Origin of the sequence: Pseudoalteromonas sp. Cn5-37 (assembly GCF_021532495.1) — a bacterium.
GTDB classification, from domain to species: Bacteria; Pseudomonadota; Gammaproteobacteria; order Enterobacterales; family Alteromonadaceae; genus Pseudoalteromonas; species Pseudoalteromonas simplex.
Map to the genome: position 1 here is coordinate 313,731 of NZ_JAKGBA010000001.1, position 23,182 is coordinate 336,912.

The 23,182-nt window shown below is 39.5% G+C and carries 19 protein-coding genes; 7 read left to right on the forward strand and 12 right to left on the reverse strand.

Annotated features, from left to right (window positions below; genetic code table 11):
• Nucleotides 1–43: 43 nt before the first annotated feature.
• Nucleotides 44–391 carry a hypothetical protein gene (locus L1266_RS01510; protein ID WP_166340177.1) on the reverse strand — a complete coding sequence of 116 codons (348 nt, stop codon included), beginning with the start codon at nucleotides 389–391 and terminating at the stop codon, nucleotides 44–46.
• Nucleotides 392–489: 98 nt separating this feature from the next.
• Nucleotides 490–942 (reverse strand): hypothetical protein, encoded by a 453-nt coding sequence (locus tag L1266_RS01515; protein ID WP_235376660.1) that lies wholly within the window; start codon nucleotides 940–942, stop codon nucleotides 490–492.
• 387 nt (nucleotides 943–1,329) lie between these two features.
• Between L1266_RS01515 and L1266_RS01520 the strand changes: the two genes are divergently transcribed.
• Nucleotides 1,330–1,752, forward strand: coding sequence for a hypothetical protein (locus L1266_RS01520; protein ID WP_235376662.1), 423 nt, complete (start codon nucleotides 1,330–1,332; stop codon nucleotides 1,750–1,752).
• 69 nt (nucleotides 1,753–1,821) lie between these two features.
• On the opposite strand, the gene L1266_RS01525 is transcribed toward L1266_RS01520, so the two are convergent.
• From L1266_RS01525 to L1266_RS01535, 3 genes are all read right to left on the reverse strand, one after another.
• Nucleotides 1,822–2,739, reverse strand: a complete 918-nt coding sequence (locus L1266_RS01525) for a DUF5700 domain-containing putative Zn-dependent protease (protein ID WP_235376663.1) — start codon at nucleotides 2,737–2,739, stop codon at nucleotides 1,822–1,824.
• 26 nt (nucleotides 2,740–2,765) lie between these two features.
• Nucleotides 2,766–3,191 carry a hypothetical protein gene (locus L1266_RS01530; protein WP_199529647.1) on the reverse strand — a complete coding sequence of 142 codons (426 nt, stop codon included), beginning with the start codon at nucleotides 3,189–3,191 and terminating at the stop codon, nucleotides 2,766–2,768.
• A 114-nt stretch (nucleotides 3,192–3,305) separates the two neighbouring features.
• Nucleotides 3,306–3,641 carry a hypothetical protein gene (locus L1266_RS01535; protein WP_235376664.1) on the reverse strand — a complete coding sequence of 112 codons (336 nt, stop codon included), beginning with the start codon at nucleotides 3,639–3,641 and terminating at the stop codon, nucleotides 3,306–3,308.
• A 421-nt stretch (nucleotides 3,642–4,062) separates the two neighbouring features.
• On the opposite strand from L1266_RS01535, the gene L1266_RS01540 reads away from it, so the two are divergent.
• Nucleotides 4,063–4,482, forward strand: coding sequence for a hypothetical protein (locus tag L1266_RS01540; RefSeq protein ID WP_235376665.1), 420 nt, complete (start codon nucleotides 4,063–4,065; stop codon nucleotides 4,480–4,482).
• A gap of 66 nt (nucleotides 4,483–4,548) precedes the next feature.
• On the opposite strand, the gene L1266_RS01545 is transcribed toward L1266_RS01540, so the two are convergent.
• From L1266_RS01545 to msrA, 4 genes are all read right to left on the reverse strand, one after another.
• Entirely contained in the window at nucleotides 4,549–5,637 is a 1,089-nt protein-coding gene (locus L1266_RS01545) for an HlyD family secretion protein (protein ID WP_054553787.1), read from the reverse strand.
• Nucleotides 5,638–5,651: 14 nt separating this feature from the next.
• Nucleotides 5,652–6,980 (reverse strand): glycosyltransferase family 2 protein, encoded by a 1,329-nt coding sequence (locus L1266_RS01550; RefSeq protein ID WP_235376666.1) that lies wholly within the window; start codon nucleotides 6,978–6,980, stop codon nucleotides 5,652–5,654.
• A complete protein-coding gene (locus L1266_RS01555) occupies nucleotides 6,977–8,383 on the reverse strand; it encodes a hypothetical protein (protein WP_166340193.1) in 1,407 nt (468 codons plus the stop codon). The genes L1266_RS01550 and L1266_RS01555 overlap by 4 nt, the downstream gene beginning before the upstream one ends.
• Nucleotides 8,384–8,659: 276 nt before the next feature.
• Complete coding sequence (msrA, locus tag L1266_RS01560) at nucleotides 8,660–9,937, reverse strand: peptide-methionine (S)-S-oxide reductase MsrA (RefSeq protein WP_235376667.1); 1,278 nt, start codon at nucleotides 9,935–9,937, stop codon at nucleotides 8,660–8,662.
• A gap of 157 nt (nucleotides 9,938–10,094) precedes the next feature.
• Here msrA and L1266_RS01565 point away from each other — a divergent pair, with 157 nt between their 5' ends.
• The 5 genes from L1266_RS01565 (at nucleotide 10,095) to L1266_RS01585 (ending at nucleotide 17,311) form a co-directional block, all read left to right on the forward strand.
• Nucleotides 10,095–11,615, forward strand: a complete 1,521-nt coding sequence (locus L1266_RS01565; protein ID WP_235376668.1) for a leucyl aminopeptidase — start codon at nucleotides 10,095–10,097, stop codon at nucleotides 11,613–11,615.
• Between the two features lie 152 nt (nucleotides 11,616–11,767).
• On the forward strand, nucleotides 11,768–12,436 hold the full coding sequence (gene pxpB, locus L1266_RS01570; protein ID WP_235376669.1) for a 5-oxoprolinase subunit PxpB: 669 nt from the start codon (nucleotides 11,768–11,770) through the stop codon (nucleotides 12,434–12,436).
• Entirely contained in the window at nucleotides 12,433–13,368 is a 936-nt protein-coding gene (locus tag L1266_RS01575; RefSeq protein ID WP_235376670.1) for a biotin-dependent carboxyltransferase family protein, read from the forward strand. Before pxpB ends, L1266_RS01575 begins: the two co-directional genes overlap by 4 nt.
• A 368-nt stretch (nucleotides 13,369–13,736) precedes the next feature.
• Complete coding sequence (gene asnB, locus L1266_RS01580; protein WP_138619474.1) at nucleotides 13,737–15,404, forward strand: asparagine synthase B; 1,668 nt, start codon at nucleotides 13,737–13,739, stop codon at nucleotides 15,402–15,404.
• 332 nt (nucleotides 15,405–15,736) lie between these two features.
• Complete coding sequence (locus L1266_RS01585) at nucleotides 15,737–17,311, forward strand: BCCT family transporter (RefSeq protein ID WP_235376671.1); 1,575 nt, start codon at nucleotides 15,737–15,739, stop codon at nucleotides 17,309–17,311.
• Nucleotides 17,312–17,412: 101 nt separating this feature from the next.
• Here the strand turns inward: L1266_RS01585 and L1266_RS01590 are convergent, their stop codons facing one another.
• From L1266_RS01590 to L1266_RS01600, 3 genes are all read right to left on the reverse strand, one after another.
• Nucleotides 17,413–18,120, reverse strand: a complete 708-nt coding sequence (locus L1266_RS01590; protein ID WP_235376672.1) for a 3'-5' exonuclease — start codon at nucleotides 18,118–18,120, stop codon at nucleotides 17,413–17,415.
• Nucleotides 18,120–20,018, reverse strand: coding sequence for a DUF294 nucleotidyltransferase-like domain-containing protein (locus L1266_RS01595; RefSeq protein WP_235376673.1), 1,899 nt, complete (start codon nucleotides 20,016–20,018; stop codon nucleotides 18,120–18,122). The genes L1266_RS01590 and L1266_RS01595 overlap by 1 nt, the downstream gene beginning before the upstream one ends.
• A gap of 84 nt (nucleotides 20,019–20,102) precedes the next feature.
• Entirely contained in the window at nucleotides 20,103–23,180 is a 3,078-nt protein-coding gene (locus L1266_RS01600) for an efflux RND transporter permease subunit (protein WP_235376675.1), read from the reverse strand.
• Between the last annotated feature and the right edge of the window lie 2 nt (nucleotides 23,181–23,182).

Sequence of the window (23,182 nt, forward strand, 5' to 3'; positions counted from 1 at the left end):
GATTTAAGACCCTCAATTTTGTTGAGGGTCTTTTATTGCTAATTTAACTTTTCGACTTGGTTACTAAAATACTCACTTTGTTTTCACCAATTTCGAAAGACGCTTGTTTACCATATTCCACAACAAAAGAAGGTGTAAAATAGCTGCCAGCGAGTGTGATAGATGTTTCTATAGCCGCCGTATTCTCTTTTTGTGGTATCACTGTAACTTCATAGCTAAACCCCTCACCTATAGAGATGGTCGCAGGTTGTTTTTCTTCCACCAGCATTACTGGCGATGCTAGTAGCTCATTCGCTTTATAAACAGATGTTTCAACTTGAAAGCTATCAGCTGCGAAACAACTTGTTGATGCTAAAAATACTCCAGCTACTAAACCTAACTGTTTTTTCATATTTATTTCCTTATCTCATTTATAGGGTTTGTCCGTAATTAATATCAGTTAGTACGTTTATTTGATACACGGAAACTTCAGAATGTTAATTATCTCTATCAAAGCTCTCGATAATACACATCAATGGTATGTGATATAGCTTCATAGCTGTTATTTTCGTGTTTAAAACACGCTTTTCTTAGTTCCTTCTCTTCGTAGTTTTTACCAGCCACGACGACTTGATCGAGAGTTTGTGAATTTGCACAGAATTGATTTGATGAAATTGTTTCTACTTTGACTGATTCAGCTTTTGAACGCGGTAATGAACTAGGCTTTGGATTTTGCTTCATGCCTTCAAGTAACTGTGCTTTAGTAACAGGCACAGTATCTGACCCTAGCCCAGGAATATGCAATGTTTGTTTAATCGTATAGTTTTTACTTAATAATGGCGCAAACAAAGATACATCGTTGCTCAAATAAGCTTGCTCAAAATTTAGATAAACAGTCACTTTATCTTCAGCTGCATTGGCAATAACAGGCCCTAAAAGTAACAACGCAAATATCAGTTTCATGGTTATACGCTTATTCTGAATAAATTAAGTCATCAACTACACATACCATCATAAAGTACCGATTTTATTTTTAATTAACAACAATTTGTTTGTTTTGCGTACTCAACTCCTTTATTGTTCTTTATCGTAAACATTACCTATTTAAACCCTGTGTCTACTTTATCGGGGTCAGATCAATCGGAGTCAGATCAGACGGCTGACGGCTGACGGCTGACGGCTGACGGCTGACGGCTGACGGCTTTAAGAGTAATTCATTACATTAGACTAAAGTCTATAGGTTAAATTTCTTCATCTATTAGGTCATTTTTTATCGTTTGTTGAATTTGTAGTGTTCAATTAAAGTTCATTTGTCGGCGATTGATACCGACTCAAATAGAGGAAATGATTATGTTTAGTACACTTATGAAACGCGTTGCAGTTAGCTCATTATTAACTTGTTCAGCTATGGCAGTGGCTGATCAAAGTGACTACAAATTAATGGTTATTGACCAATCTACACAAGCAACAGTAGATACAAACCGCCAATACGAACTAGCATTTAACCAATGTGCGTTAAGTGTTCAAGCAAAGAATTTTACAGAAGCTGAAACACTTTGCTCTAAAGCAATCAGCTTGCTTAGCAAGAGCAAGGTACCTGCTTATAAACGTCGTGAATTAACCTCATTTGCATTAAGCAATCGCGGTGTAGCTCGAATCATGTCTGAAAACGACACTGCTGCATTGTCTGACTTTTACGAAGCAGTACAAATTTCAGGTAACGAGCTAGTAGAGCACAACTTAACACGTGCGAAAAAGAACTTAGCGTTATAAGTTCTCACAGAATTGTGTTGTCTCAAAACCCAGCTTAGGCTGGGTTTTGTCGTTTAGCTGTTTCGTTTTTTAGTCTTCCGCTTTTATCAATAAATCAAGTTCTTTTAGCAATAGGCTCTCTACTGTCTTTTTATCCATTTTAGCCAATTGCTCTAAGCTGTAATTCTTGCCAATTTCTTTAGCTAAAATATAACCTAGGTAATAACCTCTTCGGTATGGCAGCTTTGTCTCGTCCTTTGCGAAGTTGAAAAATGAAGAATATATTTCAGTTTTTTTTGAGTAAAACTTTTTCTTAAGGTCAACGAAAGAATCGAGCTGCCTTGAGCGAATCTTTTTCACCAAATTGCTAGGTATGTTTAGCATTAATTCATCATCACTGGCTGACGGAGTTAATTTATGTGAAACGTAAGTAGCTAATCCCTCAGTCCAAATAGAGCACCATAGCTCATCCTTACATTGAAATAACTTTTCATGATAAACGTGAAATAACTCGTGATGAAAGAATGGCGTATCGTTTTTCCAGGTATGATATTTGGCCATAAGGTCTACACCAAACATTAAGTAAGTCTTACCATTTAACACTCGCGTTGCCCCATTGAACCTTCCTAATGAGTGAAGTATGTAAATGGGGGTTTCAGGTTTGAAATCAGGGAAAGTAGCAATAAATGATTCCATACTGCTGTTTAATTCTTTAGATAAACGTCTATTTTTTGAAAAATATACTTCTTCTATTCCACTGAAACCCTCAATAGCTTTAACAAAGCTTTTATCACTATAAAAAGGCGCAAATTGAGAGGTGAAATGTTGAGAAAACTGCTCTGCTCTATTTTCTGCAGTCAACGTCTTGCTTGACTGATATAAAGTATAAAAATCATCAGCGAGATTAATGACTTCAAAATCAGCTGACTGCTTATTAGCAAGCGCATTAAATGAAAGCACACCAAATATGAAGATAGAGAGTAGAAGAAATTTAGAGAATATTTGCATAACTATAGTCAGAATTATTTGTTAGGTTAAAATCTATTGTGTACGTACCCATAACTCGAGGAAATATAACCGTTAATAATCTCGACTTGAGAAGGCAGGCCATACATAGGCTCTGAAACAGCCTGAATTGGAAAGTTTAGTTTTGGTAATTCAATTGTATTGGGGGTTGAGATGCCAAACCAAAAGCTAACGGGTTCATCATCAACAAACATACATGGTTGCGTATACTCAATTCCAGCTAAGCCAATATTAATGTAACCCAAGAATTTATTGCCAATAGCATCAGTAAACAGGGACTTTACAAGTAGCTGATTATTAGGGTTTAATGTATCAGCTTCAGATGCTGGTGTTACAATCGTTTCATCAACAGAATCATCCTTACAATACTTAAAAAGCCAAACAGCATGTTCATTAAGATCTTGAACAGTAATTTCCCAACAAAACTTATCCATGTCTATCCTTGAGTTGTTTCGCCAACTTAATTAGCTTTAACGTTAGGTTAAAATTAGTGCAAAGTGAACAGAGTTCAAATTTTGTAATCTTGTCGCTCTTTAGAAAAGAGCTTTTTATTTAACTTCAATCCAAGTCGGTTTATCTCTGGGTATTAAACCAAATTTTTTAGCTATGAAAACAATATCATCGGCTTTGCCTGATATTTCACCTTCAAACCAACAATCCCACTCAAAATTAAGTACACGATTTTCTTTTACTAGCTTAACCTTACCGTAATCAATCCATGCATCAAAATCACCGTATTCATAAGTTTTGACCCAGCCATTTTTCTGACAAAACAATAAAATATTAATAAAATCATCAGTTTTTATATCCTGTATGATTTTAAAGCCTAATACTTTAAATTTGGAATTTATAGCTTTCCTAACAAGCGATATGATTAGCTTCATGAACCACCAAGAGTTTTTAACACACGTTTTGAGCATTTATAACCATTAGTCAGAGCAATGCTTAAAAGATTATTTTTAACAAAGTTACTTACCGATTGATACTGTTCTAACTGGACGGCCGCGTCCCTTAAACCTAAATAAATCTGAAGCCCACAATCAGCAGTCCAAAATAACTTTCCTACAAAAAATAACGATATCAAATTTATCAGCACTCAACTCAGCTAATTTGTAACTTTCAATACAGGAATACAACAACTTCATCTCCTCTACATCACAGTAAAATTCCGAATCCTGAGTAATTACTCTATAGATTAAATTTCTTCATCTATCAGTTTTAATTTAATCGTTTGTTTAGCTTTTGGGAATATTTTAAAGTTCACTCGTTGGCAAGAAACACCAACTTATTCAGAGGAAAACTATCATGTTAAAAACACTTGTAACCACTATTGCACTTAGCTCTTTATTAACTTGCTCAGCGATGGCAGTAGCCAAACAAGCTGATTATAAACTGATGGTTATTGAGCAAGCTCAAACGAACGATAATGCAACTAGCCAATACGAAACTGCCTTCAACCGCTGTGCATTAAGCGTTAAAGAAAAGAATTTTTCAGAAGCGGAAAGCCTGTGTACACAAGCAATTTCTCTTCTAAGTACAAGTAAGGTACCTGGTTACAAACGCCGCGAATTAACTTCGTTTGCACTTAGTAACCGTGGTGTTGCCCGCATCATGTCTGAAAAAGATACTGCTGCACTTTCTGACTTTTATGAAGCGGTGCAAATTTCAAAAAATGAACTTGTTAATCACAACTTAAGTCGCGCAAAACATAACCTAGCGCTGTAACAGTTCCCCCAACCAAATTGTTGTCGAAAGCCCGGTTCTTGTGTGTTCTGACCGGGCTTTTTTTATTTAATGTTTGGCAAATAAATCTGACATCCCCTTCATTGTGATGCGATCAAATTGAATTTCTACAGGTAATCCTTCTATATGGTATTCTGCTGGAATATCTACTTGCAAAATAAGTTTTAAAGCGGCTTTTTCGCCTTCGAATGGACCTGAAAGCTGCGGGGGTATCTTACTTGTAAGCTCTGTATATTCATTAATTACAGCATCAAATTTTTTACCATTTGGAAGTTTTACAGTCGCTTTTTGACCTATTTTTGAATACTCCAAAAATTTTGGTGCAAGATAAGCATGAACTCTTAGTTCTCTGCCGGTATCAACTGAAAATAATGGTGAGTTTTGATCTACAAACTGACCATCTTGCACAAAGATATCGTTAATATTTCCCGAAAACGGAGTTTTAACAACAAGGTTTTGTTGCAGTGCAGACAACTTTGCAAATTCAATTGAAAGATCTTGATAGCGTTGCCCCTTTAATCCATACAAGCGTTCCATTTCTTGCCGCTCTTTTTCACGCAAGATATCAACCTTTGTCTGTTCGTAACTTAATTGAGCACTGTTAAAAGCAGCTATTGCGCTTGCTAAATCAGAAACGGGGACTATTCCGCGGCTTTTATAATCTTTATACGTATTAAGCAATTCTTGCTGCCTTTCAACGCCTTCTTTTGCGACTCGCTTTCTTTGTTCTAGCTGCGTCATAATTGTTTTGCTAAATGGTATCTGTTGTTGAGTTAGATTTAATATTTGTCGGTCAACTTCTTGATACTGCCCTGTCAATTCAGGGTTATATAATGTGAGCAATATTTCATCTTTCATCACAGAATCACCAAGGTTAACGTCAACAAATTCAATAGTTCCTTTACTTGGAGCTTTAATCAGAAGCGGTTCAGTCGTAATGATACCAACAGCTTCAACCTTAAGTTGTGGCACTAAATAAATCCATGCGACAATACAAATAGGGCTCAATGCAATCAGAATTAAAAAATACCAGCGTAATTTATGTGATGTTCTTTTTGCTCCAGCATATGGAACTTTAATTCCTTTTTCTTCGTTCGGATTGTTGACCTTTGCAGTGCTATTAAAATGCAATTTCATATTCTTCCCTTAATCTAAAATTTTTGACCACGTTTAAGCACCCACCAAGGTGCCATACTAGACTCTTCATGCGACCGCCGGAATACTTCATTAACCAGCGCAAAGCAACATACTAGGCGCATTATAAATGCATAGATGGGATAGAGAGGTAGCCAGAGGAATAGTGTAAAATCTTGCTTAGGCCTTTCTGAAACACTAACTAAAACTAACAAATAAAAATAGCCGATAGTTAGAAGGTATAAGGCATAAATGACGAATATTAATGCTAGTGAGAATTGCCAAGGATAAATAATAGCAACCCCAACAAAATACACAAAAATGACAAATGGCAACATAACGTTTTGCAAGTAACCATAAAAAAGTGTAAACAAAAAATTCTTCCAGCCTAAAAGCTGAGGTGAAAAAGCTGGCCAATGTTTACGCAAATATAAAAACAGCAAGTCCCCGTCCCAACGTAATCTTTGCAAGACAAGCTCTTTAAATGATTGAGGTGCGTCTGTATGTGCAATCGACGCAGTCGCGTAAGGTATTTTTAAATTAGGGTAGCGTTTAAAATACTGTTTGATACGAACTGTTAGATCTAAGTCTTCTGCAGTATGAGTATCCCAACCTCCTATTTGTTTTAAGAAATCACGTCTAAATGCACCAAATGCACCTGAAATGTTGTTAATTAAATTACATTGAGCTAAGCCAGTTTTACCACCCTGCATCGATATTAAGTATTCGATTGCTTGCATTCTAGTCCATAAAGTTTTATTCACATTACGAACTCTTAAAGCACCTCCCACAGCAGGTACATTAGGGTCTTCAAATAACCTGACTAAATTTGCCATCATATCATTGTCAAATGAAGTATCCGCATCAACATTGACGATAATTTCACCTTTAGCATAGGATAAGCCTGCGTTTAAAGTTGAAACTCGCCCTCCCCGCTGCCATTTTGGCAATAAAACAATCTTACGATTTTTGCGTTTAAATAACTGCTTACATTCTTTAGCTACATGGTAAGTGTGGTTATTTTGAACAGCACCATCTATTACAGCAATAATTTCAATTTTACCTGGGTAAGTTTGTTCAACGAGTGAGTGAATGGTTTCTTTAACTGCATCCCCTTCTGCATAACAAGTAATAACACAGCTAACTTTTGGTAAATAAAATAATTTAGTATTGTTTATACGTGTCTTTTCTCTAGTCCATTTAATTATGCCAAACGTGATTATTAAAAATAGCGGCAACTCATAGATAAGGTATAAAGGAATAAATTTCACTAGAACTAATATATTACTTTGTACATAAAAAATAATTTGTTCAGTAATATGTATTAAAGTGCTTAGCGTACTCATAAAACACTCTCCTGCTGAGCTGCAAATTGTTGCTCAAGCCAAACACCTATTTCATCTGGCATTTCTTTTGATGGAAGTGGAATGCCTTTAATCGAAAGTGAGAAGTCGCTATTTTTATTGAGTAAAGAAATCCCTTTTAATTTTTGATAAACAAAGGATAAATGTTCAATTGTTGTATTAGGTAACATTAAAAGTAATGTATGCTCTCCTGCTAAACAGCAAATATCCGTGGTCCTGATACTCTCGTTAATTCTGCTCTCAAATTCGTCTATTAATTGAATAGCACGTGCTTCACCATTTTCTGCAATAAATTGCGCGAGGTTTTTTAACTCTATCTTAACTATTGAGTGTGTTTGCTGGTGCCTTACGGCAAGTTGGTTTTGCCACTTAACCACCCATTCGAAATGTGAATAGTTAATAGAGTCAGTGCTGGTTAAATTAAAATTGTCAAAACGCTCACCAAGTCTAATTAAACTTTTACCTTCCATTGATATGTTGTAACTATGAATGTTCTGTACTATTAACTCATCAACTTGATTACTGGTCTGACAGTGGAAGCATTTAGCAATAACGTCAGCATCTACAAAGCTAGTATGGCATTGGTTACATTTCTGGTTTTCTATTGGGCGATCATAGTCAACGCCAATGTGTCTCAATTTTGTATGGCAATTAGGGCAGCTTAGCCCGATACCCTCTTTAAATTTAGATTCGCCATTTACATGACCACAGTTAAAACAGTGCAAACTAGATACACTGGCAATATCAATACTTTGACAACTTGGGCATGAATCAACATAATTTAAGTGCCCTGATTGGCAGTGTCTACAGTAGCGAACACGGTCGATTAACTTATCTGTCTGTAAGAGTTTTCTTCTATGGATACTCGACAACCATGACATCGCATCTTTAGTGTTAACCCCGAAACACTCTAAAAGCGGATAATAATAAACACTATTAATGCTTAAATCATGAACAGGTAACAAGCTATTATCTTTATAAATCCACATAAAAGACAAAAGCTTAGTTAAAGCTGAGTCGACTAAATTAAGACTTAGATTTAAACTAGTTGCGCGCGTTATTACGGAGTTATAAAAATCATCACTTTGTTTATTAAAAAGACCATTTGCAAGAGCTTCTGATAAATAACAAGGCGTATTTACCAAAATACAGCTTTGCCATAACAGTTCGTGCTTACGGATTTTCTTGAGCGCTTCGCCTTGGTTTACAATGTCGTCAGCAAAAACAATAAGTGGAAAATGAGATTGAGCTTCAAAAGCGGAAAAAAAGTGCTCTACGTCGTTAAATACTGTGAATTCGTGTCCGTAAACTAAAAAATCAATATCCTTAAGCTCACCAATCCAAATTTTTTGTAACGAAATATCATTTAATTGCTGTTTATTCATTTACCCTCCATGAAATGAACTATTGTATTCATACCGCATTCTAAACTGTTTTTATATAAGGTACGATCAGACTTTTCATATAACTGGTAATTTATGGTTTAAATTAACTAGTCAATAGCTTATAAAAATAAGAAGGTATGATTGAAATCTATATTTAAAATAATATTTTATTGTTATTAATTGAAATATAAACTTTATGTTAATAAAGAATTGTATGAGGTAGCTTTTAATATAAAAGCCAGCTCTGAAAGCTGGCTATAAATAAGTTCTAACTTATTAAGTTTCATCTCTTGGCACAAAATCAAGCACTGTTGCATTAATGCAGTACCTGTCTTTACCTCTTGGCCCTTCACCAGGGAACAAATGCCCTAAATGAATACCAGAGCTTTTTGATTTAAGCTCAATACGCTGCATGCCATAACTGTTGTCTTCATGCATAGTTACACTGTCTTTAACTGGATGTGTAAATGAAAGCCAGCCAGTGCCTGAGTTAAATCTATCTCGGGTATCAAAAAGCGGCGCTCCACTTAGCTTATCAATAAAAATACCGTCGGGTGTATTTTTAAAGATATCGTACTGCTTACAAAATGGGCTGTCAGTTCTGGCATGAAATGCAACTCTAAAGGCTTCACTGTCACCTAGTTTAAATGCGCCTAAGGCTTTGTAAAACTCACCTTTACTGACATAGCCTTGGCGACCATAAACCTCTTCGCCATTTTCTATAAATAATAACGTGGGTGTTGCCCAAGTCGGCGTTTTAATCGTTAAACCATCAAGTTGATCAGCATGTCGGAAAGTCATAGGAATTGTCCCCATGTACTCATTAGCGACCTCTTTTTTAAACTTTTCACAGTATGGGCAATAACCTTTAGCATCTATCACTACAATTTGCTTACCTGCCAATAAGGCTGTGTTATCAACCTGCTGTTTTTCTACTGGTGTGAATACAACGCCCGTTGAATGATCAGGGCAATAGCCATTGGGGTTTTTCTTTAAATAATCTTGGTGATAATCCTCTGCAGCATAAAATGCGTCAAGCGGTTTTATCACAGTCACAATCTTGCCGTAGCCTGCTGCGGTTAATTTACTTTGGTATTCATCTTTAAGTGTATTAGCAACCTCGAGTTGCTCATTATTACTTACCAAAATTGTTGAGCGGTATTGAGTGCCAATATCATTACCTTGGCGATTTAGCTGGGTTGGATCATGATTTTCAAAATAATGCATTAACAGTGATTGTGTTGTTAACTCGTTGCTGTTGTATGTCACTTTAACAACTTCTGCATAATTGTTTTTATCAAAGCGTCGCGAGCTACGTGTTATGTTCTTGTAGGTCGCTTTAAAACCATGCCCATCGGCATAGCCAGATACCGCATCCAACACGCCATCAAGTGCTTCGTAACGTTTTTCTGCTCCCCAAAAACAACCTGAACCTAGCACAATGGTTTCAATATGCCCTGTTGCGTTATCTGGCATTGTTTCAGCTTTAATTGGGCTGGTGGTAAAAATGGCACTGCAAGTGAATAGTGTCAGTAACATCGACTTAATTGTCATACTAATTTCCTCTTAAAAGCCTGTATTTAAGACAGACCGCGTATAGGTTTTAATAATTTCAACTTAAACGCATGCAAACAGCGATTCACCGCTAACAATTTAACTCTTAACCTTATTTACGGTAAAACACAGCTTTTTAACATTGGGATATTAAAAAATGAAAATTGCACACAGCTTATCTGCTATTGCATTAGGATTAACACTTGCTACGCAAGTGAATGCCGCAGAGTTCACTTTTGCAAAATCAATTAAACCGAACGACAACACACTAGTTTTATTTTTAGATACAGATAGCCAAGTTGCTAATTTTAATTATTTAAAGCCAGAAACCCAAACTCACCTAAATAAAGTCATTGAATTTAGCGACTTTAAAGCAGGTTATGGCAAAACGTTAGAAGTTATCGCACCAAACGGTAGCGACCATCAACGCATCTTACTTGTTGGCTTAGGAGAGCAGCCAAAACTAGATGCAGCAAAAATGGCAAAACTAGGTGGTAACGTTCACGCTAAATTGCAGTCGGCTAAACAAGCAAATGTTAGCCTTGATTTTTCAGAGCTTAAAGACAGCGCAATCAATGCTAAATATGCAGCAGAATTTGCACATGGCGCAAATTTACGTGACCACCGTTTTGAGCAATACAAAAAAGAACAAGACAGCCACGTTGTTAACTACACATTAGATGTTGAAAATTTAGACCAAGCGGTCAAAACCCATAAATTACTACAAAGCATTGAACAAGGTGTATTTTTAGCACGTGACTTAACGTCTGAAGTTGCAACAGAAATGACACCGGTTGATTTTGCTAAAGCGGCAAAAGAGCTTAAAAAGTTAGGTGTTAAAATTACAGTTTTAGAACCTAAGCAAATTAAAAAGCTAGGCATGGGTGCACTTGAAGCAGTTGGTCGTGGTAGCGAAGAAGGTGCACGTTTAGTGGTTGCTCATTATCAAGGTAATAAAAACCCCCCTATCGCGTTAGTGGGTAAAGGTATTACCTTTGATTCAGGTGGCTACAGCCTTAAAACAGGCGCGTCAATTGCCCGCATGAAATCAGACATGGCAGGGGCAGCTGCAGTACTGGGTACTGTTAAAGCAATGGCACTTGCTAAAGCCGACACAAACGTTGTTGCTGTAATGGGCATGGCTGCCAATATGGTATCGCAATTTGCTGTTGCGCCTGGCGATGTTGTAAGAACAGCCGAAGGTTTAAGTGTTGAAATTGTTAATACAGATGCTGAAGGTCGCTTAGTACTGAGTGATGCAATGTGGTATGCCCGTGACAAATACAAACCAAGTATTATGGTTGATGTTGCGACCCTAACCGGGTCTAAAATTCGTGCTGTAGGTAATGAATACGCGGCGGTTTTCTCTGATGATGATACTCTTGTTGAGCAACTAACTATTGCGGGTAAGCAAGTAAATGAAAACCTATGGCGTTTACCTATAGGTTATGAAGATGCATTAAAGTCAGACATTGCTGATCTTAAAAACATCGGTTCACATGGCCCAGGTGCTACTACAGCAGCGAGTTTCTTACAAAACTTTGCCGGTGACACACGTTGGGTTCACATTGATATTGCAAACGCGCTAAACTCTAAAGCAAAAGATGAACTAGCTGAAGGCGGTACAGGCTATGGCGTACGTTTACTGTCTAATTGGTTATTAAATAACGCACAGTAATTAGACATTGCACTTTATCAAGTGGTTATAAACAATTATAGCCACTTGATTGTCTTGAGTTTTTCTAATTAACACTAAAGACACATTTACATCATCAACAAACAGCCTATATGCTAATAAGCATTAAGGGATAATAATAAGATTGATACGCAATGACGACGACCAAAAGTACACCTAAAATTATGGCGCTCACTACGCATAGCATCTTTTTTGATGCCTATGAAACAGCAAGCGACATACTCACTACGCAAAAGAAAATATGGGCATTAGCACAATATTGCCAAAGCAGTGATGACTTTGTTGATGTAGTCCCTGCCAATAATAATTTAACACTTTACCTGAAAGAGCCCGCTCAACTTGCTGGTTGGCTGCCACGATTACTTGAACAATGGCACGAACTTAAAGCTACTGACTTTAACTCACGTCATCATAAACTTGCGACTCGTTATGGTGGTGAATATGGGCCTGATATAGCACATGTTGCTAAACATCATAATCTGTCTGTTGATGATGTTGCTCAAATGCACAGCAGTGCCAAATACCACGTGCTTTTTTTAGGCTTTAAACCCGGTTTTGCTTATTTAGATGGTTTAAATCCACAACTTTTCACACCTCGACATGCTGAACCAAGGCTCTCTGTTCCAAAAGGATCTGTTGCTATTGGCGGCAATCAAACCGGTATTTACCCTGAAAGCTCCCCTGGAGGCTGGCAAATTATTGGTCATACAGATTTTCGTCTATTTGATATCAATGCATCCTCGCCTTGTGCTATCGAACCCGGTGATACTTTAGAGTTTGTTATTCAGGAGGTGTTAAAATGATCACCATCATCAAACCTGGTATGCAAATGTCTATACAAGATCAAGGCCGCACAGGATCTCGCCATTTAGGCATTGGACAATCAGGGTGCATTGACCCTTATGCTCAAGTTATTACAAACCGTTTAGTTGGCAACGACGACAACAACCCCGTTATTGAAATCACTTTGGGTCTTGCCGAGATTCAGTTCGATAACGATTACTACATTGCACTGCACGGCACAGATATGAAAGCCACAGTGAATGGCAATGCTGTTGAACCAGGCTGGAGCTTTTACATAAAAAAAGGCGATGTATTAAAGTTTAATGCGGCGCGTCATGGTTTTAGAAGTTACCTTGCGATTGGCGGCGAGTGGCATTTACCTGAGCCAATTTTAGATTCTTACTCAACAGATATATTAGCAGGTTTTGGTGGCTTGACCGGTCAAGCACTACAGGCTGGCGATAGTTTTGATATAACGCCAAGGTACAATACCAAAATTGGCTTAGGCGCTATGCTACCACCTAAAAGTACACAAATTCGTATTCATGCTGCACCACATGCAGCACTGTTACCAAAAGACACCATCGTTAACTTTATAAATCATTCTTGGCATGTATCGCCTAATAGTAACCGCATGGGCACACGGCTATTAAGTGATGAGTGTGATATCAGCCATGATGTTTCATTACCCTCTATGGCTGTCGCTCCTGGCTGTATTCAGCTTCCGCCAAATGGTGAACCCATAGTGCTATTAAACGATGCGCAAACAACGGGTGGTTACCCATTGCTCGGTACCGTGATCGAAGCCGATCTTCGTCACTTTGCACAATTAAAACCCGGTGATTTCCTTCACTTTAAGTTTGTTACACTTAAAGAAGCCCATGCAGCACAAGAAAAACTCACTGCGCACTTAAATCAACTTTCGATAGCACTAAACTATATTAATAAATAGCGTTAATTTATTGGTGTTTAAAAAGTGAGCAAAGAAAGTCTTTGCTCGCATTGCTTTAAAGCTTGTCTATACATTTAAAAAGGTAAAAACCCTATACATTCCTTTGCACCAAAGCAGTGCAGATTATTTACTAACAAAAGCCTTTATTCCAGACTCATTATCATCCAATTTGCACAAATCAAGCATTTAAACCGCTCACCCTTTAACCACTTACCCCATACTGGTGCAAAGCCGCCGCTTAAGGTGCATATTTTATTCTTAATTAATTAAAAAACCTGTGTGACTTAGGTAATTATTTCTGTTAAAACAAACATTCGCAGTTATATAAATTCTGTTAACTGCGCACATATTTGGAATGAGGAGTCACTATGTGTTCAATTTTTGGGGTATTAGATATTAAATCTGATCCCGCTCAATTGCGTAGCCAAGCAATTGAGATGTCAAAACTATTAAGGCACCGCGGGCCAGACTGGTCTGGCGTGTATTCATCAGATAAAGCTATTTTAGTCCACGAGCGTCTAGCGATTGTTGGCGTATCGAGTGGTGCACAGCCTTTGTACAACCCTGAGCGTACAAATATCCTTGCTGTTAACGGTGAAATTTATAACCACAAAGAGCTCGCTGCCAGCTTAGAAACTGATTTTACTTTTCAAACTCAGTCAGACTGTGAAGTTATTTTGGCTTTATATAAGCAAAAAGGCCCTGAGTTTTTAGACGATTTAAATGGTATTTTCGCGTTTTGTTTATACGACGAAGAGCAAGATGCCTACTTAATTGGTCGTGACCATATCGGTATTATTCCCCTTTATACAGGTCATGATGAACATGGTAACTTTTATGTTGCCTCAGAATTAAAAGCATTATCGCCAATTTGTAAACATATTGAAGAATTCCCTCCGGGTCATTTCTTGTGGAGCAAAGATGGTCAACTTCGTAAGTATTACAGCCGCGATTGGCAAAGCTATGACGCAGTAAAAGACAACGAAGCTAAATCAAGCGATGTTAAAGAAGGCTTAGAAGCTGCTGTTAAACGTCAATTAATGTGTGACGTACCTTACGGTGTTCTATTATCAGGCGGTTTAGATTCATCGGTAATTTCAGCTATCACACAGCGTTTTGCAGCAAAACGTATCGAAGATAATGATGAGTCTGATGCATGGTGGCCAAAACTGCATTCATTCTCTGTGGGTCTTGAGGGTTCACCCGATTTAGCAGCTGCACAAAAAGTAGCTGATATGATTGGTACGGTTCACCACCCTATTCACTTTACTATTCAAGAAGGTATTGATGCCCTACGTGAAGTGATTTATCACATTGAAACGTACGATGTAACAACTATTCGTGCCTCAACGCCGATGTACTTAATGGCGCGCCAGATTAAAGCCATGGGTATTAAAATGGTGTTGTCGGGCGAAGGTGCTGATGAGCTATTTGGTGGTTACCTTTATTTCCACAAAGCACCAAATGCGCAAGAGTTCCATGAAGAGCTTAACCGTAAAGTGTCTAAACTACATATGTTCGATTGCTTGCGTGCGAATAAATCAATGGCAGCATGGGGCGTTGAAGCGCGTGTGCCATTCTTAGATAAAGAATTTGTAGACGTAGCAATGCGTATCAACCCAGAAGCGAAGATGTGTAAAGACGGTAAAATCGAAAAGCACATTATTCGTGAAGCGTTCGACGGCTACCTGCCAGACGACGTGCTTTGGCGTCAAAAAGAGCAGTTCTCTGATGGCGTAGGCTATAACTGGATTGATACTTTAAAAGAGTATGTGAACGAACAAGTTAGCGATCAAGACCTTGCTAATGCAAAATACAAATACCCGATCAATACGCCTGATTCTAAAGAAGCGTATTTCTATCGTAGTATTTTCGAAGAGCACTTCCCTGGCGATGCCGCCGCAAAATGTGTTCCGCATGGCAAATCTGTTGCTTGTTCTACTCCTGAAGCACTCGCTTGGGATGCATCATTCCAGAACAATGCTGACCCTTCAGGTCGTGCTGCTGGCGTTCATAACGACGCTTACAAAAAGTAGTAACTTTGTGCTGCAAGCCCTGTGTTTGCAGCACTTTCCTCTCAATTGAAATAATTTGCTTTGAAATAATACTGTCATCAAATTATTCCTTTCGCTGCCTAATTTGTTCACAATTACAACAAAAAACCTAAAAAACTGCATTTATTCGGCTATTTAGGGACAAAACCATTTACATTTTTTTTCGAACTCCTACACTAAAGACTAAACTTTGGTACAAATTTAGTTCGTCTACAAACTATTTTTGGGTTTGATACGTAAAAATAGTAATAACCAAGCTTGTGCCAACCGGCCGTTTAGCTCTCTGCTAAATATAATCACAACAAGAGGTATTCATGAGCGAACATCATGACAAGTACAGTATCGACAATACCGACTACACTGTCGGACAGGACAATGTACAAAAATGGGGTTTTGATGTGCACAACCCTGTATTTGGCATTAGTGCTGGATTAATTGCACTATTCTTAGTGGCAACACTTATTTCAGATGCTGAAACAGCAAAAACAACTCTGAATGGAATTAAAAACGACATTATTAATAACTTTGATGGCTTTTTTATGTGGTCAGCAAACTTATTCGTATTGTTTTGCTTAGCGTTAATTGTTTCACCATACGGTAATATCCGACTAGGTGGTAAAGAAGCACGTCCAACTCATTCACGTATTTCTTGGCTTGCAATGTTATTTGCTGCAGGCATGGGTATAGGCTTAATGTTTTGGGGCGTCGCAGAACCTGTCGCCTACTTTACAGGTTGGTACGAAACACCACTTGGTGTTGAAGCAAACACGCCGGAAGCCGCTAAACTGGCAATGGGTGCAACTATGTTCCACTGGGGTTTACACCCTTGGGCAATTTACGCGGTTGTTTCGCTTTCACTCGCATTCTTTTGCTATAACAAAGGTTTGCCGTTATCTATTCGTTCAATTTTTTACCCAATTTTAGGTGACAAAGCGTGGGGCTGGCCTGGCCACCTTATTGATATTCTAGCTGTACTTGCCACTCTATTTGGCCTTGCAACATCTCTTGGTTTAGGCGCACAACAAGCCGCTGCTGGTATTAATCACGTATTTGGTACTGATAGCGGAATTGGCTTAGAAATAGGCGTTATTATTGGTGTGACGTTACTAGCTGTTATTTCTGTTGTTCGCGGTATCGACGGTGGTGTAAAACTGCTTAGTAACGTAAACATGCTTATCGCTTTTGTATTACTCGTATTTGTTGCACTTGTTGGGTTTTCTGCAGCATTTGGCAACCTTCCCAATACAGTAATGGGTTATGTTGAAAACATTATTCCACTGAGTAATCCTCATGGTCGTGAAGATGAAACATGGATGCATGGCTGGACTGTATTCTACTGGGCTTGGTGGATTTCATGGTCACCGTTCGTAGGTATGTTCATTGCACGCGTATCTGAAGGCCGCACAATCCGTGAGTTCTTAATTGCTGTATTACTAGTTCCTACTGTTGTGACTATCTTCTGGATGTCAATTTATGGTGGTATCGCTATTGAACAAGTGATTGATAAAGTAGGTGTACTTGGTGAAAAAGGCTTAACTGATGTACCACTAGCTATGTTCCAAATGTTTGAAGCCCTGCCAATGTCGCAAGTGCTTTCATTCATTGCAATTGTGCTAGTACTCGTGTTCTTTATTACGTCATCTGACTCAGGTTCATTAGTAATCGACTCAATCACCGCTGGTGGTAAAGTTGACGCACCAGTGCCACAACGTATTTTCTGGGCTACAATCGAGGGTGCGATTGCAGCTGCACTTGTTTGGATTGGAGGCACACAAGCAATCGAGGCCTTACAAGCCGGCGCCGTATCTACGGGCTTGCCGTTTACCTTTGTATTGCTATTAATGTGTGTGAGTTTAATCCTTGGCTTACGAACAGAACCAAGACACTAAACCTGCCGTTAAATAATAAAAAACGCCGCATTTTGCGGCGTTTTTTATTTATAAGCTTTGCTCAAATTCAAATACCCCACATAAAATCGGTGCTAAGCATGCTATATGAGTAATTCGCTGAGCGGTGTATCTGGGCGGTAGTGGTAAGCTATTTGCGCTTGTAGCAGCTCTGCGGTGGCTGTGGCATCATTAAGCGCATTGTGGTTTTGATACGCTGGTAACGAATAACGAATGCGAGAGTCTGCTAAGCGCACAGAATCAAGCTTAGAATTAAATAATCGCCCTAGTAACCCCTGCTTTGCTTTAAGTGCGCGCGTTTCCAGATCTAGCGTGTCTATAACGGCAAATTCAAGCCCTTCGCCTAAACGGGCTTGCAACGCTTGATATAAAAAGTGCCGTTCAATGGGAGCAAAATGCACCACAATCACTTTGCCTTTTAATGCTGCTAACAAAGGCTCCATAATCGTTGAAAAGTCAGGTGCATCGCTCACTTCTGAGTGAGTTATACCATGGATAACAATCGACTCTTCAGCAAGCTTGCGCCTTGGTTGAACAATCCAATGTTGGCTATCTTTACAAAAAATACGCTTGGTATTAAATGGAATTAAACCAACACTGACTATATCGTCATTTTGATAATTTAGACCGGTTGTTTCAAAATCAAGTGCTACTAAGGGAACATCACTAATTGGTGTGCTTAAATCACAAATAGCTGATCCATAAAACGCTTTGATTAGCGGCTGTTTGCTCTGTGCTAATAACTCTTGATACCGAGTCGGCCAATCAAGTTTTGCGCCTTGTTTTGCCATTACTTCATCCCTGAGTTAGCAGAGTATCTGAATTTTAGGAAATTCTGCGCTTTATCTAAAATGGCAAACGCCTCTTTAAGATTGCGCTGCTCAAAAGGAGAAAGTAAATGAGGCTCTAAGTCGTTATCTGGCGCTTCATCAAGCTTTTCTATTTGCCACGCTTGGTGTCTAATTCTGATCATGGCAATGTATTCTAAGGCGTCTCGTAAATCTTGTGCTTTGCCTTCAGGGAGTAGTTTAGCTTCGATAATATCTTCTAAACGCTCGAATGAATTTTGTTTACGACTGCCTATCGCTAATGCATGCACGCGTATTACGTCAGATAAAGGTGCAGTACCGCGGCGTTTTAAGTTCATAGAGCGCTTGTGTTGGCCATTATGCTCTAACACAAAATCTTTAAAGAAACCTAAAGGCGGCGTTCTGTTACGCGCATTCGCAGCAAGGTTTGCCAAGAAACGTTTATTCTTACGCCCTTCTGTTGCGATAAAGCGTTTGAGCTCATCGGCCCATTTGTTTTTACCGTAAACACCGTCTAAATCAAAAAAGATCGAGCTATGTAATAAAGCCTGCGGTTTAGGTTCGGCCATCCAACCTGCAAATTTCTCTTTCCATTGTTCCCGTGTTAAGCGCCACTTTTTAAATGACGCCATAATTTCACCTTCACAGTACTTAAAGCCACATTCAGCTAAACCGTCACAAACAAAATCAGCCAAATACTGAAAATACTCGTCATGTAATTCCTCGTTAAAACTATTATCAAGGATAATAGCGTTATCTTGGTCGGTCACAATTAATTGCTCATCACGCGCCATTGAACCTAAAGCGATAAAGCAATAAGGAACCGGTGGCGGGCCAAACTTTTCTTCAGCTAAATCAAGTAAGCGCTGTTTGAAGGTACGCCCTATTACAGCCATTGCGGTACCAATCATGTGAGAGTTAGCATCTTCGTTAACCATACGAACAAATACATTAGGTAATTGCCTTGCATAGTGAGCTAAATCTTCAACCGATTGCTGAGCTAATATGCCGCGCACTAACAATAAGCTACTTTGCGACTCGTAGCGTAAAATATCCGATAACGAAATAACGCCAATCGGCTTTTTCTTAACAACCACAGGCAGGTGGTGAATGTTATCTCTGAGCATGGCCAGTACAGCTTCAAACACATAGGCATTACTATCGAGTAGTATTAAGTCTTTTTGCATTATTTGCGCAGCTGGCGCTTCGTAACTTAACCCTTCAGCAATTACACTGGTGCGTAAGTCACGGTCAGTAATAATGCCAACAACTTGGCCGTCGTCATCATCAGGATCATCACTGATTGGTTTATCGGCATCAGTAACAAGCACAGACGATACCGACTCTTGCGTCATTAATTGCGCAACCATTTGCACAGAGGCATCTTTTGCCACAGTGACAACATCACGATGAAGAAGCGACTTGACCTTGGCGGTTGTTAAATCGTTGCTGTCTGCCTGTTCAACAATTGCCTGATGAAGGCGCACATTACCATCGGCTTCAAAAAAGTCAGCAAATGTTTCGTATTCGTCGCAGTATTGATTAAACAACTCAACATTAATGCAATAAACTAAGGTGTCTTCGAGTGCCTTTGCCGGAAAGCGCACTTTGCGGTTCATCAGAAGGCCCATTTGCCCAAAAATGCCGCCGATAGTTAAACGGTTGTATAGATCACCATCACGACGATATATCTCTACAGCACCTGTTCGAATAACAAATAAATCAGCGATATCCTCGCCATAATTTAGTATTTCAGTGCCTGCGCGAAAATAAGCGATTTCGACTTGTGATGCGAGTTTATTTACCGCCTCTTCAGGAAGATCATCAAAGGGAGCGTGATCAGAAAGAAATTGGGCGATATCGACGTGTTCGGCTTGCATACGCGTACCTAGTTTTAAACATTTGATTTAATTGTGAGGGTAATTGGCTATTTTTTCAAAGAAAAAATAGCCAATTAAGTTGGATTAAGCCTTTTCTAACTCTTCTGCCAGAAGTTTCGACTCATCACCTCTTGGTTTAGTAAAGCGAGCTAAACCAAGATAAATAACAGGCGTTAAATAGAGGGTAAATAACACCGCCAGTGCTAAACCACCAAATACTACCCAACCAATCGCGTTACGAGCCTCAGCCCCTGCACCGGTAGATAAAATAAGTGGTAATGCACCTAATAAAGTTGAAACTAGCGTCATCGCGATTGGACGAAGGCGCACTAATGCGGCCTCTTCTACCGCCACTCTAACCGAGCGGCCTTGGTCACGTAATTGGTCGGCAAACTCCACCAGCAAGATGGCGTTTTTAGCAATTAGACCAATCAGCATCACTAAACCAATTTGCGAGTAAATGTTTAATGATGTACCTGTTAGATACAGCGCTAAAATCGCAGATGTAATACCAAACGGTACAGTGATCATAACAACAATCGCACTATTCACACTTTCAAATTGCGCTGCCAATACCAGAAGAACAATTAAAAAGGCCAGAACATAGGTCACTAATACTTCATTGGCGGTTTCTTCAAAGGTTAATGCCTCACCTTTAAACGCCAAACTGATACCCGCAGGCAGAGATTGCTCTGATATATCACGGATTTTTGTAACCAGCTCAGCAATAGTTACGCCCTCTGGCATTTCCATGCTCAGTTCAATAGCACGGCGCTGCGCGTGGCGCTCAAGCTCTGCTGCAACACCTTCTTCAGTAATGGTTGCCACACTACTTAATGGAACTAATTGACCATTACGGCCACCAACATACAAGTTAGCTAAATCGCTTGGGTTAGTGATAGTTTGGTTTTGTGCTTGCAACATAATCGGGATTGATTGATCACCAATGTTTAAATCGGCAATATCATCACCATTGATTGCAGCACGTAACGTTACGGAGATATCACTGAGCGATACGCCAAGCTCTTCAGCACGACGTCTATCAATATTAACCCGTAATTGTGGCTGTGACGGCTGATATGAAATACGCACAGGTGCCACTTCTGGCACTGCTTTTTCAATTTCAGCAGAAAAGTCTTGCGCAGCTTTAAATATCTCGAGGTAGTCTTGGTCCAATAAGGCAAGCTCAATACCACCGCCTTGACCACGCAAGTTCAAACTATTTGAACCACCTGGGTAACCAGCCGCACCAGGAATATTACCTAAAGGTTCACGTATTTTATTGATAATTTCTTGCTGACTAAAATGACGTTCGTCCCAATGTTTTAGCGGCACAGTAATAAATACAATATTTGGGTCCCACTGCCCAACCACAGTGTAAATAGACTCAATATCACCACTTTCAACATACGGCAGTAAGATATCTTCCATTTGCACCGCTTGTCTGTCCATAAAGTTCAAGCCTACACCATCTGGACCACGAGCAAAAATACGAATTTTACCGCGATCTTCTGTTGGTAATAGCTCATTATCTAGATTGAAATACAGTGCCCCAGAGCCTGCAGCAACCAACAAGCATGCAAAGAAGGTAATCCATGCATGCTCAAGTACACCGTGTATTGTGCGCTTATAAACAGCGGCTAACACATGGCCAACTTTTGCAAATGGATGAAAACCGCCCTGCTTTAATTTCAGTTTTGATGTCAGCGCAGGGACCAAAGACAGCGCAACAAAGCTTGAAATGATCACAGCGCCAGCTAATACCCCACCAAACTCTCTAAATAGTCGCCCTGCTGTTGATGGTAAAAAAGCGATAGGCACAAACACCGCAGCTAATACGGCGGTTGTTGCCACAACAGCAAAGAAAACTTCACGGGTACCAACCACTGCAGCTGCACGACGACCAAGACCTAAGCCCCGCTGACGTTGTATGTTTTCACTTACCACAATGGCATCATCTACAATTAGGCCAGTAGCTAACACGAGTGCAAGTAAGGTAAGAATATTAATTGAGAAACCAAGCGCCCAAATAAGTGCTAAAGAGCCAATTAATGCAACAGGTATCGCAAATGCAGGAACCAGCGTTGCGCGCCATGAGCCAATAAACACCCACAGTGTGATCACCACTAACAGCACGGTTAGTAAAAGTGAGTTAATAACTTCATCAACTGAGCTTCTGATAAACTGAGCATCATCAGAGGTTAAAGTAAATTCCACTTCAGGAAAACGCACTCGCATACGTTCGATTAAAGTTAGCACTTCATCTGAAATTTCAATGGTATTAGATTGCGCCTGACGAATAATTTCCATACCAATCACAGGTGTACCATTCAGCCTCACGAACGAACGCGGATCAGCTGGGCCAAAGTAAACAGCCGCAACATCGCCAATACGGGTATCATCTCGAACGATGATATCGGCTACTTGTTCAGCAGAGATTGACGTTGCATCAGCACGAACGATCACCTGTTGATCGCTTGATTTTAAACTACCCGCAGGTACATCAAAGGGAGCTTGGCGAAGTACGTTGGCAATATCTGGTACCGTAAGGTTAAAGCTGCTTAGCTTAAGTGGGTCGATACGCACTCTAAGCACCCGTTCGCGGTCACCATTTAAGCGAACATCGGCAACTCCAGGAATGGTTAAAAACTGCGGGGCTAAGTCAACATCAACACGCTCTGTCAACGCCTCAAGGGATAAGCTATCACTTGATACCGTTAACGATACAACCGCTTCGGCATCGTTATCGGCTTTAATAATTGATACCCGTTCAACTTCTTCGGGTAACTCTCGCTGCACACGGGCTACCGATTCTCGCGTTTCGTTTGCAGCATCATCTAAATTAACACCGGGGCGAAACTCAACCACAATACGAGCATTGTTTTCTTCACTTTGAGCACGAATCGACTTTACACCACTTACCCTCGCAACTGCCCCTTCGAGCTTGCTAGTTACTTCGGTATCTACGGTCTCCGGTGAACCACCAGGGAAAGACGCTGATACAGTAATACGTGGTCTATCAACATCAGGAAGCTCACGTACTTCAACCCCTGCTATTGCAGCGATACCGGCAATAATAATGAGTAAGTTAAGTACCACAATTAAAACAGGGCGACGTATCGCCATTGATGGCAAGTCTTCCATCATAGGTTGCTGTTTCATCA

What these genes read in the sequence shown, in the direction of transcription:
- L1266_RS01510 (WP_166340177.1), bottom strand. Translation starts at nt 391, where the DNA reads ATGAAAAAACAGTTAGGTTTAGTAGCTGGAGTATTTTTAGCATCAACA.
- L1266_RS01515 (WP_235376660.1), bottom strand. Translation starts at nt 942, where the DNA reads ATGAAACTGATATTTGCGTTGTTACTTTTAGGGCCTGTTATTGCCAAT.
- L1266_RS01520 (WP_235376662.1), top strand. Translation starts at nt 1,330, where the DNA reads ATGTTTAGTACACTTATGAAACGCGTTGCAGTTAGCTCATTATTAACT.
- L1266_RS01525 (WP_235376663.1), bottom strand. Translation starts at nt 2,739, where the DNA reads ATGCAAATATTCTCTAAATTTCTTCTACTCTCTATCTTCATATTTGGT.
- L1266_RS01530 (WP_199529647.1), bottom strand. Translation starts at nt 3,191, where the DNA reads ATGGATAAGTTTTGTTGGGAAATTACTGTTCAAGATCTTAATGAACAT.
- L1266_RS01535 (WP_235376664.1), bottom strand. Translation starts at nt 3,641, where the DNA reads ATGAAGCTAATCATATCGCTTGTTAGGAAAGCTATAAATTCCAAATTT.
- L1266_RS01540 (WP_235376665.1), top strand. Translation starts at nt 4,063, where the DNA reads ATGTTAAAAACACTTGTAACCACTATTGCACTTAGCTCTTTATTAACT.
- L1266_RS01545 (WP_054553787.1), bottom strand. Translation starts at nt 5,637, where the DNA reads ATGAAATTGCATTTTAATAGCACTGCAAAGGTCAACAATCCGAACGAA.
- L1266_RS01550 (WP_235376666.1), bottom strand. Translation starts at nt 6,980, where the DNA reads ATGAGTACGCTAAGCACTTTAATACATATTACTGAACAAATTATTTTT.
- L1266_RS01555 (WP_166340193.1), bottom strand. Translation starts at nt 8,383, where the DNA reads ATGAATAAACAGCAATTAAATGATATTTCGTTACAAAAAATTTGGATT.
- msrA (WP_235376667.1), bottom strand. Translation starts at nt 9,937, where the DNA reads ATGACAATTAAGTCGATGTTACTGACACTATTCACTTGCAGTGCCATT.
- L1266_RS01565 (WP_235376668.1), top strand. Translation starts at nt 10,095, where the DNA reads ATGAAAATTGCACACAGCTTATCTGCTATTGCATTAGGATTAACACTT.
- pxpB (WP_235376669.1), top strand. Translation starts at nt 11,768, where the DNA reads ATGACGACGACCAAAAGTACACCTAAAATTATGGCGCTCACTACGCAT.
- L1266_RS01575 (WP_235376670.1), top strand. Translation starts at nt 12,433, where the DNA reads ATGATCACCATCATCAAACCTGGTATGCAAATGTCTATACAAGATCAA.
- asnB (WP_138619474.1), top strand. Translation starts at nt 13,737, where the DNA reads ATGTGTTCAATTTTTGGGGTATTAGATATTAAATCTGATCCCGCTCAA.
- L1266_RS01585 (WP_235376671.1), top strand. Translation starts at nt 15,737, where the DNA reads ATGAGCGAACATCATGACAAGTACAGTATCGACAATACCGACTACACT.
- L1266_RS01590 (WP_235376672.1), bottom strand. Translation starts at nt 18,120, where the DNA reads ATGGCAAAACAAGGCGCAAAACTTGATTGGCCGACTCGGTATCAAGAG.
- L1266_RS01595 (WP_235376673.1), bottom strand. Translation starts at nt 20,018, where the DNA reads ATGCAAGCCGAACACGTCGATATCGCCCAATTTCTTTCTGATCACGCT.
- L1266_RS01600 (WP_235376675.1), bottom strand. Translation starts at nt 23,180, where the DNA reads ATGAAACAGCAACCTATGATGGAAGACTTGCCATCAATGGCGATACGT.